The sequence below is a fragment of the Flavobacterium anhuiense genome, from assembly GCF_004151235.1.
Taxonomy (GTDB): Bacteria; Bacteroidota; Bacteroidia; order Flavobacteriales; family Flavobacteriaceae; genus Flavobacterium; species Flavobacterium anhuiense_A.
The window spans coordinates 62,023-75,174 of record NZ_JUIV01000014.1; the positions used below are offsets into that span (position 1 = coordinate 62,023).

Sequence of the window (13,152 nt, forward strand, 5' to 3'; positions counted from 1 at the left end):
ATACGTATAACATTCTTTACGCAAAAACACGTGTCCCTACAGGACACTATGCAAATGCGTTTTTATTTTTCTACCGACCAAATATTCCTAACGGAATAATTTAATCGTAAAACAAACCCGACAGGTTTTAAAAACCTGTTGGGCTTAATTTAAAACTTGAAACCCAAAACTTAAAACAAAACAATTACATCTTAAACTCCAAGTTTTTCACTTAACTCTTCATAAGAAATAAAAAGCTCCGCTCCTTCTTCTTTTAAATCCTCATTATTGAAACCATTTGCAAAGCCATACACTTTAAATCCGCCACTTACTCCTGCCTTTACGCCAGCTTTACTATCTTCAACCACGATACATTCTTTTACTTCAAACCCCATTATTGCAGCTGCATGAAGAAATATTCCGGGCTCTGGTTTCCAGCTGTCAATTTGATACGAACTAAATATTTTACTTTCAAATCTATCCAGCAATCCTGCTACTTCAAGATTCAAACGAATTTTATCTACTGGTCCGCTCGATGCGACGCAATATGGAATTTCTAATTTTTCAATATTTTCTATAAAATCGATAATGCCTTTCATTGGTTTGACTTGCGTTTTAAAAGCTTCAAAACTCTTTTCTCGATATTCTGTTTCAAAATTCTCTGGAAGTTTCTGATCAATTGCTTCTTCAATATGCCTGAAACAATCTTTCAAGTTTCGACCATTAAAATGACGATAAGCATCTTCCAATTCCATTTCAAATCCATGTTCCTGTGCCATTGAAAGCAATATTCCGTTGCCTATTTTTTCTGTATCGACCAATACTCCGTCACAATCGAAAATAATACATTTAACCATTTTGTTGATTTTCATTTAATTATATAATCTCCCGAAATCAAAATCAGGAAATGTAAATTACGAAAAATAATCTATTTCATTTTCAAAGCTTTTCTGCTCATTTTCAAACTTCTGTACAGAATTACTCCTATTCTGTATTTTCAATTCCGTTTTGATTTGTACTTTTATAATCCTATCAAACCTAATTTTTGAAATATTAAAAATCGAAGAATTTTGAAAAAACATCTTTTTATCATAACCATTCTGACAGCTAATTTTACTGCTTTTTCTCAGAATAAAATCATTACCGTTGCCAACAATTTAAAAGTTGACAGAGAATTTGAAACTATCGAATTGACTAAAAAGTCACTTGGGTTAAATGCAGATTCGAAACTTGAAAATTATGCCGTAAAAGAAATTGGCAGCAATACTTTCTTAGAAACACAAACAGTAGATAATGATGGCGACGGAAAAGCAGATGCATTGCTTTTTCAGCCTAAAATAAAAGCTTCTTCAAAACAGGATTTTGAAGTTTTAGTTGGAACAAATCCTTCAGCTTCAAAAGTAATCAGCTGTTATTCTCGCTTTGTTCCAGAACGCACAGACGATTATGCTTGGGAAAACAACAAAGTTGCCTTTAGAACTTATGGTCCTGTAGCTCAAAAAATGGTTGAAGATAAAATTCCAGGCGGAACGCTAACCAGCGGAATTGATGCGTGGCTAAAAAGAGTCGATTATCCAATCATTAATAAATGGTACGAAAAAGCCACTAACGGAACAGGAACGTATCATAGAGATACTGGTGAAGGTTTGGATAATTTTCACGTTGGCGACAGTCGCGGTGTGGGGGGAATTGCAGTAAATGTGGACGGAAAATATTATTTTTCTAAAAATTTCATCAGTTGGAAAACTATTACAACGGGGCCAATTAGAACTAGTTTTATTTTGACTTATGCAGATTGGGATGCAAAAGGAAATAAAATAACGGAATCGAAATTAATCAGTTTAGATTATGGAAGCCAGCTTTCGCGTTTTGAAATCAATATTACGGGAACCAAACAAATTGCTACTGGATTAACGCTTCATGATAAAAAAGGAACAATCGGAACGAATGTAAAAGAAGGCTGGTTGAGTTATTGGGAACCTATAGATGATTCTGAAATTGGAATTGGTTTGGTTGCTCCAAAAAATACTTTATTAAGTTTTGATAATCATGTTACTGATGAAAAAGATTTAAGCAATCTGTACGGAAATATTTCAGTAAAAAACAATAAAGCCATTTATTATGTTGGTTTTGGATGGAAAAAAGGAAGTCCGTTTCAAACTAAAGAGGAATGGGAAAAATATTTGAGTTCTTTTGCTGAGAAGATCAATAATCCTTTGGTTGTGAAGGTTAAGAAGTGATTTTTTTTGCTGCTAAGACGCTAAGGCTCGAAGTTTTTTTTAGAATATAGCCCACGGTTTCAACCGTGGGAAACGTATTGTGGTTATTAATTGTGTCCCTACGGTTGAAACCGTAGCCTATGTTTAAAACCATGACAATAATTCTGCGAACAAAAAATTATTTTTTTACAGGAAAATAATTCTCCTTCAAAATAATCTCCAGCGGAATATAATGTGTTCGTTCTGTTTCTTCCTGAAGAACCATTTTTTTATACAAATAATTAATTCCCAAATATCCCTGTTCTTCTGGTCTTTGATTGATCAAAAAATCAATCACGCCTTTATTTAGATATTCAATGTTTTCTTTTAGCAAATCAAAACCGATTATTCGAACACCTTTTATATTGTTTTTGTTTAAAAACTCAGCCACAATATAAGCTCTGGAATTAGGCACAAAAACACTATTTATTCCAGAAAACATTTCCAAACTCAACTGATCAATTCCAGAATCTTTTAAAGTTACTTCTGAAAACTTGAAATTGGTTAATTCGTTATGATCTTCAAAATAAGAATAAAAACCTTTGATGCGCTGCTGATATACAGAAGTGCTTTCAATCTCGCGGGTAATCTTAAAAATCAGAACCTGTCTTTCATTTTTCACGGCAAAACTGATTAATCTTCCTGCCAAATATCCACTCTGAAAAGCATCTTGCCCCACATAAGCATGCTCGTTTTCTTCAGATATATTCGAATCGATCATTACAACTGGAATATTTTTCTTTTCATATTCTTTTAAAAATTGAACCGAATCCTCATAAAAAATTGGAGCAAATAGCAAACCGTCACAATCAAACTTCATTATTTTCTTCGCTGTTTCTTTAAAAGAAATCAGATTATAATCGTAAAAAAAATAGTCCAATACGATTCCGAATTTGCTGAACTCTACAGCTGCTTTTTCAATACCATCTGCCTGACTTTTCCAATATTCTAATGTTTCAGATTTTGGAAGGAAAACTGCAAAATGAAATTTCTTATTCAGTGCCAGGTTGCTTGCCAGAATATTTCGCGTATAACCGAACTCCTCAATAATCGCGTTAACCTTGTCAACAGTTTCCTGAGCCACTTGTCCGCGTTTGTGTATAATCCTATCTACTGTTCCGGCAGAGACATTGGCTAATTCGGCAATTTTTTTAATTGTTATGATATTGATTCTTTTTAAGTTAAAAATATAAAAGCAGTTGGGTAAAATTAATTTATTTTATCAAAAATAAGTTGTTTTACATTACATTTTGCATACATTTGTAAAATACCGTGTACGCACACGCAAATATACACATAACCTTAAAAAACCAAAATAAAAACCGTACAAAATGATAATAGATTCATTGCATAATGCAGCAAAATACTACGGTCTGCATCCCAATTTCAAAAAAGCTTTTGATTATGTAAACCAAAATGATATTGCCAATCTTGAAGAAGGAGCTTATGAAATTGGCGAAGGTTTAAAATTAATCGTAATTGTTGGCGAAGGAAACACAAGAGAAGAAAGCATTAAAGGTTTTGAATGCCACGATAAAAACATTGATATTCAAATTTCTATTATTGGTCCAGAAACCTTTGCATGGAAACCTAGAGAAAAATGCATCAGTCCAAATGGAGATTATAGCGACGAAAGAGATGTTCGTTTCTTTCATGACAAACCAGATATGTTTTTTGAAATAAAAGAAAAGCAATTTGCAATTCTGTTTCCAGAAGATGTTCATTCTGCTATGATTGGAAGCGGTCCACTGAAAAAAATTGTCATTAAAGTAAAAATAGAATCATGAGCAGCATTCAGAACTCTATAGATGTTATTTTAAAACAGGGAATACTTCCGCTCTATTTTAATGCTGACGAAAGCAAAAGCATTGCCATTTTAAAAACACTGTACAATGCAGGAATCAGGGCTGTCGAATATACAAGCCGTGGCCCTGAAGCACTTTCAAACTTCAAAAAAATGATCGAAGTAAGAAATGTTGAAATGCCTGAAATGCTTTTAGGAATTGGTACAATTAAAAACTTAGCGCAGGCAGAAACCTATCATTTAGCCGGAGCTGATTTTTTTATAAGTCCAGGATTTGTTCTTGAAATAGCTTCGTTTTTAATTGCGAAAGAAGTTTTGTATGCTCCCGGCTGCATGACGCCAACAGAAATTATTGCTGCTGAAAATGCAGGTGTTAAATTCATTAAACTTTTTCCTGGAAATATTTTAGGGCCTGACTTTATGAGCGGTATCAGAGATGTTTTTCCAGATTTAATATTTATGCCAACTGGTGGCGTTGACACTACGAGACAAAGCATTGAAACTTGGTTTAATGCTGGTGTTTCTGCTGTTGGAATGGGAAGCAAATTAATTAGTAAAGAAGTAATGGAATACGGCGCTTACGAAACCATCGAAAAAGAAACTAAAAGGGTTTTGGATTTGATAGAAACTATCAGAAAATAAATTCCAAATTTGAAAACCCAGTTTGAACTGAGAGACTAACTAAATCAAAAAAAGTAAAAATTAATTATACAAAAATGTACTTTATTTCCAAATTGGAATTTAGGATTTAAAGCATTGAAAATTAAAAATTAAAATGGATTCAATATTTAATTTAAAAGGAAAAATTGCATTAATAACTGGTGGCGCTGGTGTTCTGGGAAGCCGATTTGCAAATGTTTTGGCGCAACAAGGCGTTATTGTCGGAATCGTTTCGCAATCTTTAGAAAAAGCTGAAAACACAGTAAAAGCAATCGAAGCAAACGGCGGACAAGGTTTTGCTGTTCAGGCAAATGTTTTAAACAAAGAAGAATTAAAAAAAGCCAAAGATTTTATTGTTGAAAAATACGGACGTCTTGATATTCTAATCAATGCCGCGGGCGGAAATATGCCAGGCGCAACAATTCAGCCAGATCAAGCCGTTTATGATATGAAAAGTGATGATCTGCAAAAAGTAGTCGATTTAAACATTATTGGAACAATGCTTCCAACTCAGGTTTTTGCTGAGCTTTTTGCTAAACAGAAATCAGGAAATATCATCAATATTTCGTCAGCTTCGGCGCAAAGACCTTTAACTAGAGTTGTGGGCTATTCTGCTTCAAAAGCGGCAATCGACAATTTCACACAATGGATGGCGGTTGAATTGGCTCAAAAATATGGCGAAGGACTTCGTGTAAATGCGATTTCTCCTGGATTTTTCATTGGAGAACAAAACCGTGCTTTATTGCTAACTCCAGAAGGAAAATTGACTCCAAGAGGCGAAAAAATCATCGATCACACACCGATGGGAAGATTTGGAAGTCCAGAAGATATTGACGGCGCGCTTTTATTTTTATGCAGCGATATGTCAAAATTCGTAACGGGAACTATCTTAAAAGTTGATGGCGGATTTGCCGCAACAAGTATTTAAAAACTAACTCACAAAACAACATAATACGAAATGGAACAAACATTAAGATGGTTCGGACCAAATGACCCTGTTTCTTTACAAGATATAAAACAAACTGGCGCAACTGGAATTGTAACAGCTTTACATCATATTCCAAATGGAGAAGTTTGGAGCATTGATGAAATTATCAAGCGTAAAGTTGAAATCGAACACGAAAACGGTGATCCTAAAAAAGGGGCTTCTGGATTGACTTGGTCGGTTGTAGAAAGTATTCCAGTTCATGAAGACATCAAAAAACAGACTGGAAATTATCTGCAATACATTGAAAATTATAAAGAAAGTATTCGCAATCTGGCTTTGTGCGGCATCAAATGCGTTTGCTACAACTTTATGCCTGTTTTAGATTGGTCTAGAACCGATTTGTCTTATACGGTTGAAGATGGTTCTAAAGCTTTACGTTTTGACATCAATGCTTTCGCAGCTTTTGAATTGTTTATTTTAAAAAGACCAGGTGCTGAAAACGAATATTCTGATGCACAAAAACAAAAAGCAAAAAGCTATTTTGAAGCCATGACTCCAGAAGATAAAGTAAAATTGCAACAAAATATTTTAGCGGGACTTCCAGGAGCTGAAGAAGCTTATACAGTTGAAGATTTCTTGGTAACCTTAAGTGCTTACAATCATATTGATAGACAAGCATTAAAGAATAATCTTTTTCACTTTTTAAAAGAAATTATTCCAGTTGCTGAAAGCAAAGGCGTTTTGATGGCGATTCATCCAGACGATCCTCCTTATCCTATTTTAGGCTTGCCGAGAGTGGTTAGTACAGAAGAAGATTTGATGGAATTAATGAACGCTGCTCCTTCTAAATCAAACGGATTTACAATGTGTACAGGTTCTTATGGCGTTCGCGCTGATAATGATTTGCCTGGAATGGTAAGACGTCATGGCGATAAAATGAATTTTATTCACTTAAGAAGTACACAACGCGACGAAGAAGGAAGTTTCTATGAAGCAAACCATTTGGAAGGCGACGTTGATATGTACGAAGTTGTAAAAGCAATTTTAGAAGTTGAAAAAAGAAACAACAGCACTTTGCCAATGCGTCCAGATCACGGACATCAAATGTTGGATGATTTAAAAAAGAAAACAAATCCAGGTTATTCTGCAATTGGCCGTTTAAGAGGCTTAGCAGAACTACGCGGACTTGAAATAGGGATCAAACGATCTTTATAATTTTGTTTGCCACGAAGGCGCTAAGACGCAAAGATTTTTTTAAGCCACTTCCGATAACTATCGGGATAAAAGGATTAAAAAGATTTTTCACGCAGATTTGGCAGATTATAGCAGATTTTATTATGATAAATATCTGCGTATATCTTAAATCTTTTAAAAATCTGCGTGAAACAAAAAAACTTTGCGTCTTCGCGACTTTGCGCGACTAAAAACACATAGCTTAAAAAATCTTCGAGCCTTAGCGCCTTCGTGGCAAAAACAAAAAAAACTAACTAACCACAAAAACCACAAAACCATGATTCGCCAAGCCATCCTTATATCCTGTGGCTTTTTTATAAACTCAATACTGGCGCAGGAAATACCCAAAATTATTACTTCAAAAACTGATTATCTGCCTGATTTTAGTTATGCAGGATATCGCTTTGGCGAAAGTCCGATTCCTGAAGCTAACGGAAAGATTATAAATGCAGCAGATTTTGGCGTAAAAGCCAATGATAATTTAGACGATTCAAAAGCGCTTTTAAAAGCTTTTAAAGCTGCCAATGCTATTGAGGGAAATGTAATCGTACAATTGCCAGCAGGACGTATAATTTTAAGTGACATTCTCTACATTGAGAGAAGTAATTTTGTACTTCGAGGCGCTGGTTCTGCTGAAAACGGAACTGAAATCTATTGTCCAAGACCGATGATGTATCTTAAAGATTCTGATGTTTTGGCTGAACTTCGCGAATACTTGACCACTTTTGACAAAAGACAGCGTGAGCCAGAAAATAATATTGATCTTCCTTTTTCGCAATATGCATGGTCTGGAGGCTTTATTTGGACTCAAGTTCCAGGCGAACGAGTAAAATCGTATTTGGATAAATACCAACCAGAATCTAATCCGTTGGCGAAAGTCAGTTCGGGAAAAATGGGCGAACATATTGTTACTGTTTCTGATGTAAAAGGACTAAAAGTTGGCGATGTTGTCGAATTACAATTGTTTAATAAAGATGGTGAAAACGGCGAAATCATCAACGATTTATATCAAGGTGCTAAAGTAAAACCGGGTTCGCATCACTGGAAATTCCCAAAGCTTCCCATTGTAAGGCAGCAGGTTGAAATCGCTAAAATCTCTGGTTCTAAAATCACTTTACAAACACCTTTAACTATTTCGGTAAAACCGAGTTATCAAGCGCAATTGGTTGAATGGAAACATTTAAATGAAGTCGGAATTGAACAGCTTCGTTTTACGTTCCCTGACATTCCGAGGGTGGCGCATCATGTAGAACCCGGAAATAATGGGATTTTCTTAACCCGATTATTCAATTCATGGGTGAAAGATGTTAAAATTACCAATGCTGACAGCGGAATTTTAGCCGAAGAAGTTTCTAATGTAACCATTCAAGATGTTACAACAGATGGATCGCATTTGGCGCATTATACAGTAACTTTAGGCGGCGTACATAATGTTTTGGTTAAAAATCTAAAAATCTACAATTCAGCGGTTCATCCTTTAAGTTTCAACACTTTTGCGACTAAAAATGTGTATCAAAACTGCGAAATATTTACAGATCCTGTTTTAGATCAGCATTCAGGAGCCAATCATCAAAATTTGTTTGACAATATCACGGTTCATCTAAAAGCCGACAAAAATAATAGTTATGCCTTATTTGGAGGCGGAGGCGCCGATTACTGGAAACCTTCTCACGGACCTTTCAGCACTTTTTGGAATTTAAACATACAGGTTGAAAATCCAGATCAATCAAAACCAGTTTTGCTGTACGGAATGAAAGATGGCGCTTTGGCCAGAATCGTTGGTGTACACGGAAATGCGAAATTTGAAATCAAATACAATATTGATCCATACATTGAATTTTTAAATATGCCGATTGAGAAGATTCCTTCTTTGTATGATTATCAATTAAAAAAGCGATTGAAGTAATCTCTTAAAGTCGCTAGACGCAAAGGTTTATTTGTTCATTTAAGTATAGTTTGTCATTTCGACGAAGGAGAAATCTTCGTAAGTAGCTCCGTATAGAACTTCATCAATCTTTGTAGAGTTACTCGTGGAGATTTCTCCTTCGTCGAAATGACAAAAATGAGAAAAACTTTGAACCTCTGCTCCTTTGCAACTTTGAACCTAAAAAAATAACCGCTATGAAACATAAAATAGCTCTTTTATTATTTGTCTTTGTTTTCGGAAATATCTTTTCCCAAAATAAATATCGTCTTAAAAATTTTTCAACAACCGACGGGCTTTCGCAGAGTTCTGTCATTGCCATTCATCAGGATAAATTTGGACAAATGTGGTTTGGTACACGAGATGGTTTAAACAAATATGATGGAAGCCGTTTTACTATTTTCAGGAACGATGCTGCAGACAAATATTCTATTAGCAACAATGATATTTTAGCCATTGAAGAAGACAATTCAGGAAAAATCTGGGTGGGAACTTACAATGGTTTAAACTGTTACGATCCTGTTTCGAACCATTTTACAAGATATCTTCATACGAAAGCGAATCATACAATAAGCAATAACGCTGTTTGGAGCATCAGAGAAATTGGAGGTGAAATGTGGTTTGGAACTTCAAAAGGATTAACGATTTACAATAAAAAAACAGGATTATTTACTTCGGTTTTTCATTCAGATGATGATGCTTCTACTCTTCCAAGCAATAATATTCTCAGCATTTTAAAAACCAAAGAAGGCCAAATCTGGATTGGAACTACAAAAGGTTTATGTAAGCTGACCAATCGAATGAATGGAAAATTATTCTTTAAAAATTATCCCTTAAACGCTACTGACTTACTTAATGTTCAATCGGTTATCGAAGATCGAGACGGCAGTTTATGGATTGGAACAAAAAACAAAGGCCTTTTAAAATTTGACCAAAAACAGAAAGCTTTTGTTTCTTTTTTACCTGTTGAAAAATACCGCGAAATCAATACTGATATTCGATCTTTAGTAATTGACAACCAAGGTTCTTTATGGGTGGGCGCTTATGACGGAATTTATATTTTAGGGAAAGATAAAAGCCTTCAGAAAATCAATAACAGCAATAGTGCAAACGGAATCGACAAAGTAAAGTCGGTTTTTATGGATAACAAAGGTTCAATTTGGATTGGCTGTTATTACAAAGGCGTAAATCTTTGGGATATTTCGAATGTCAATTTCTCTAATTACAATCAGAATTCGAAAAAGATTCCGATGAGTTTTGATGTCGTAAGTTCTATTATTGCCGATAAAAACCAGAATGTTTATTTTGGAACTGAAGGCGGCGGAATTACCATCTACAATAAAAATACAGAAGCTGTAAGTTACATCAACAGTAAAACTGGACAATCGAATAAAAATGATATCAAAGCAATGTGCCTTTCTGATGATCATATTTTATGGATTGGTACTTTTTCAAAAGGACTATCAGCTTACAATACCATTTCTAAAAGAATTGAAGATAATAGAATTTCTTCTGATTTAAGCGAATTGCTAAAAGACAGCGGTGTTTATGCTCTTAAAACTGAAGGTTCGATTTTATGGATTGGAACATTTGGAAAAGGCTTAATCCGCTACAACACGATTAGCAAAACTTTTGATGCTATTGGAAATGATAACACCAAACCAGTTTTCCTTACCAATAATATTCTTCGCACGATCTTAGTTGATAAACAAAACTTTCTTTGGGTTGGAACTCAAAATGGTTTGAACCGCATTCCGCTCAAAAATTTCAATCCGCAGAAATATACAATTCAACATTTCTTTTACGATCATTCGACTGTGTCTGGCGATGATATTCTGACTTTATTTCAGGATTCTCAAAATAAAATTTGGGTTGGAACAAAAGCAAAAGGACTGCATTATTTTGATGGAAAAAAATTCAACAGAATCAATCTTAGAATCGGAAATACGGTCATTACTTCTATTCATTCTATTTTAGAAGATGATGATAAAAACCTTTGGATCAGTACCAATCAGGGAATTATTAAATACAATACAATTAAAAAGTCAATTGTCATTTACGACCAGAAAGACGGTTTAGCAAGCAATGAATTCAATGACAATTCGGCTTTAAAGTTAAGTTCAAACCAGTTTTATTTTGGAAGCCCGTCTGGAGCAACATTTTTTGATGCAACAAAGATTTCCTTGAATAAATATGCTCCGCAGGTTTTAATTACCGATTTGAAGATTAAAAATGAAGTCGTTCATGCGCACGATAAAGATGGAATTTTAGAACAAAGCATCGGTTTTACCAAAACGATTACTTTAGATTATGATAAAGCCAATTTCTCGATCAGTTTTGCGATTCCGAATTACGTTCGATCAAAAAATAACCAATACAGTTATCGTTTAACAGGTTTAGAGAATAATTGGACGACAACTAAAAATAGTGAGGCCAATTTTGCGATTCAGAATCCTGGAACGTATACATTTGAAGTTCGCGGCGCCAATAATGACGGCGTTTGGAATCAGAATCCGACAACTCTTACAGTTATTGTAAATCCAGCTCCATGGCGCAGCATCTGGGCATTTATGTTATACGGAATTGTTATTGGTTTAGGTTTATACGGTTTGATCTGGATTATGAAATCGAAAGCCCGACTGAAACAAAAACTTGAACTGGAATATCTGGAAACACAGCGAATTGAAGAAAACAATAAACTTAAATTGGATTTCTTTACCAATATTTCGCATGAATTCAGAACGCCTTTAACTCTGATTTTAGGACCGTTACAGCAAATTCTTTCTGATTATAACGGAACAAATGAAATGTATAAAAAGCTTTTAGTGATTGAAAGCAGCGCCAATCATTTATTGAGCCTGATTAACCGTTTAATGGATTTCAGAAAATTGGAAAATCATCAAGTAGCACTAGAATCGGCTAACGGAAACATTGTAAAATTCACTAGAGAAATCTTTCTTTCATTTATTGAATATGCTAAAGACGGCGGTTATGATTATTCGTTTGAATCTGAAAACGAAGAAATCTTGGTTTATTTTGACCGATATAAACTCGAGCGCGTCTTTTATAATCTAATATCGAATGCCTTTAGATATACTCCAAAAGGAGGTTCTATTGCAATTAAAATCAATCACGATCAGCAAAATCTTTTTATTGCGGTTGAAGATTCGGGCGTTGGAATCTCAGAAAAACATATCGATAAGATTTTTGATTTATTTTTTGAAGTTCCGACACACAATCAAGTTCAGAAAAACTACAACAAAGGAACAGGAATCGGGCTTTCAATCGTAAAAAACATTGTGGAGCTTCATAAAGGAAAAATCGATGTTACTAATAAACCAAGCGGCGGAGTTATTTTTAAAGTCACTTTACCGCTTGGACGCGAACATCTTTTGGATAGCGAAATAATTCCTGATTTTAAAATCAGTGATGATATTGAGCAATATAAAGCACAATTGGAACCTTCTGAAGTTATTGAAAATGAAGACATCGAAGATTTAATTGTAAACGAAGAAAAACAGACCGTTTTAATTGTTGAAGATCATAAAGTCCTGAGAAAGTTCATGAAAAATCTTCTCAAAAAAGATTACAACATTATTGAGGCTGAAAATGGAAAAATTGCTCTTGCGAAAGCTTTGAAATTTGTTCCGAATTTGATTATCAGCGATGTCATTATGCCAGAAATGGTAGGAACTGAATTGTGTTCCAATATAAAGGAAAACATCAAAACCAGCCATATTCCAGTTATTTTGCTGACTTCGCGATCTTCATTGGTTTATAAATTTGAAGGATTGGAAAGCGGTGCAGATGATTACATTAGCAAACCATTCAATTTAATGGAGTTTAGGCTTCGTGTTAAAAACCTGTTGAACACCACAGAACGTTTAAGAATCAAATTCTCAAGCGAGGACAGTTTTATTCCGTCAGAAATAACGGTTTCGTCATTGGATGAGGAATTATTGAAAAAGGCTTTCAAAATCGTGGAAGAAAACATTTCAAACGAACAATTTGATATTCCGTTTTTTTGTTCAGAATTAGGCGTAAGCCGAACTATGCTATTCTTAAAAATTAAGGCTTGGACCAATTGCACTCCTAATGAATTTATTCATGAAATTAGATTGAAACGTGCGGCTCAATTATTAGAACAAAATAAATTGACCGTTTCTGAAATCAGCTATAAAGTAGGCTTCAACAATCCGAAATACTTTAGCAAATGCTTTCAGAAAAAGTATGGCGAGACTCCATCTCAATATGCCGACAAATTTTATAAATCTTCGGTCCTAATTTAGCGAATCCACTGTTTTAAAGGGTTAAAAAAGGGTATCTGTATTTTTAGATACCCTTTTTTGTATTTCTATATCGTTTT

Annotated in this window: 9 protein-coding genes; 7 read left to right on the forward strand and 2 right to left on the reverse strand. The window is 34.5% G+C overall.

The annotated features are described in order from the left end of the window. Nucleotides 1-191 precede the first annotated feature (191 nt). The gene (locus NU08_RS16215; protein WP_242502574.1) at nt 192-851 is read right to left on the reverse strand and encodes an HAD family hydrolase; all 660 of its coding nucleotides are present in this window, start codon (nt 849-851) and stop codon (nt 192-194) included. A 198-nt stretch (nt 852-1,049) separates the two neighbouring features. Between NU08_RS16215 and NU08_RS16220 the strand changes: the two genes are divergently transcribed. Beyond that, nucleotides 1,050-2,219 carry a DUF4861 family protein gene (locus tag NU08_RS16220; protein WP_129748161.1) on the forward strand — a complete coding sequence of 390 codons (1,170 nt, stop codon included), beginning with the start codon at nt 1,050-1,052 and terminating at the stop codon, nt 2,217-2,219. Nucleotides 2,220-2,376: 157 nt separating this feature from the next. On the opposite strand, the gene NU08_RS16225 is transcribed toward NU08_RS16220, so the two are convergent. Further along, complete coding sequence (locus NU08_RS16225; RefSeq protein ID WP_317126366.1) at nt 2,377-3,447, reverse strand: LacI family DNA-binding transcriptional regulator; 1,071 nt, start codon at nt 3,445-3,447, stop codon at nt 2,377-2,379. A 121-nt stretch (nt 3,448-3,568) separates the two neighbouring features. Here NU08_RS16225 and NU08_RS16230 point away from each other — a divergent pair, with 121 nt between their 5' ends. The 6 genes from NU08_RS16230 to NU08_RS16255 all read left to right on the forward strand — a co-directional run bounded on the left by NU08_RS16230 (nt 3,569) and on the right by NU08_RS16255 (nt 13,075). Continuing rightward, entirely contained in the window at nt 3,569-4,024 is a 456-nt protein-coding gene (locus NU08_RS16230) for a YhcH/YjgK/YiaL family protein (RefSeq protein ID WP_129748163.1), read from the forward strand. Further along, on the forward strand, nt 4,021-4,683 hold the full coding sequence (locus NU08_RS16235; protein WP_129748164.1) for a bifunctional 4-hydroxy-2-oxoglutarate aldolase/2-dehydro-3-deoxy-phosphogluconate aldolase: 663 nt from the start codon (nt 4,021-4,023) through the stop codon (nt 4,681-4,683). Before NU08_RS16230 ends, NU08_RS16235 begins: the two co-directional genes overlap by 4 nt. A gap of 133 nt (nt 4,684-4,816) precedes the next feature. Continuing rightward, nucleotides 4,817-5,629, forward strand: coding sequence for an SDR family oxidoreductase (locus tag NU08_RS16240; protein WP_129748165.1), 813 nt, complete (start codon nt 4,817-4,819; stop codon nt 5,627-5,629). 30 nt (nt 5,630-5,659) lie between these two features. Further along, nucleotides 5,660-6,844 (forward strand): mannonate dehydratase, encoded by a 1,185-nt coding sequence (uxuA, locus tag NU08_RS16245; protein WP_129748166.1) that lies wholly within the window; start codon nt 5,660-5,662, stop codon nt 6,842-6,844. A gap of 295 nt (nt 6,845-7,139) precedes the next feature. Continuing rightward, on the forward strand, nt 7,140-8,768 hold the full coding sequence (locus tag NU08_RS16250; RefSeq protein WP_129748167.1) for a right-handed parallel beta-helix repeat-containing protein: 1,629 nt from the start codon (nt 7,140-7,142) through the stop codon (nt 8,766-8,768). 215 nt (nt 8,769-8,983) lie between these two features. Beyond that, on the forward strand, nt 8,984-13,075 hold the full coding sequence (locus NU08_RS16255; RefSeq protein ID WP_129748168.1) for a hybrid sensor histidine kinase/response regulator transcription factor: 4,092 nt from the start codon (nt 8,984-8,986) through the stop codon (nt 13,073-13,075). The last annotated feature ends 77 nt before the right edge of the window (nt 13,076-13,152 follow it).

What these genes read in the sequence shown, in the direction of transcription:
- uxuA (WP_129748166.1), top strand. Translation starts at nt 5,660, where the DNA reads ATGGAACAAACATTAAGATGGTTCGGACCAAATGACCCTGTTTCTTTA.
- NU08_RS16255 (WP_129748168.1), top strand. Translation starts at nt 8,984, where the DNA reads ATGAAACATAAAATAGCTCTTTTATTATTTGTCTTTGTTTTCGGAAAT.
- NU08_RS16250 (WP_129748167.1), top strand. Translation starts at nt 7,140, where the DNA reads ATGATTCGCCAAGCCATCCTTATATCCTGTGGCTTTTTTATAAACTCA.
- NU08_RS16215 (WP_242502574.1), bottom strand. Translation starts at nt 851, where the DNA reads ATGAAAATCAACAAAATGGTTAAATGTATTATTTTCGATTGTGACGGA.
- NU08_RS16235 (WP_129748164.1), top strand. Translation starts at nt 4,021, where the DNA reads ATGAGCAGCATTCAGAACTCTATAGATGTTATTTTAAAACAGGGAATA.
- NU08_RS16240 (WP_129748165.1), top strand. Translation starts at nt 4,817, where the DNA reads ATGGATTCAATATTTAATTTAAAAGGAAAAATTGCATTAATAACTGGT.
- NU08_RS16230 (WP_129748163.1), top strand. Translation starts at nt 3,569, where the DNA reads ATGATAATAGATTCATTGCATAATGCAGCAAAATACTACGGTCTGCAT.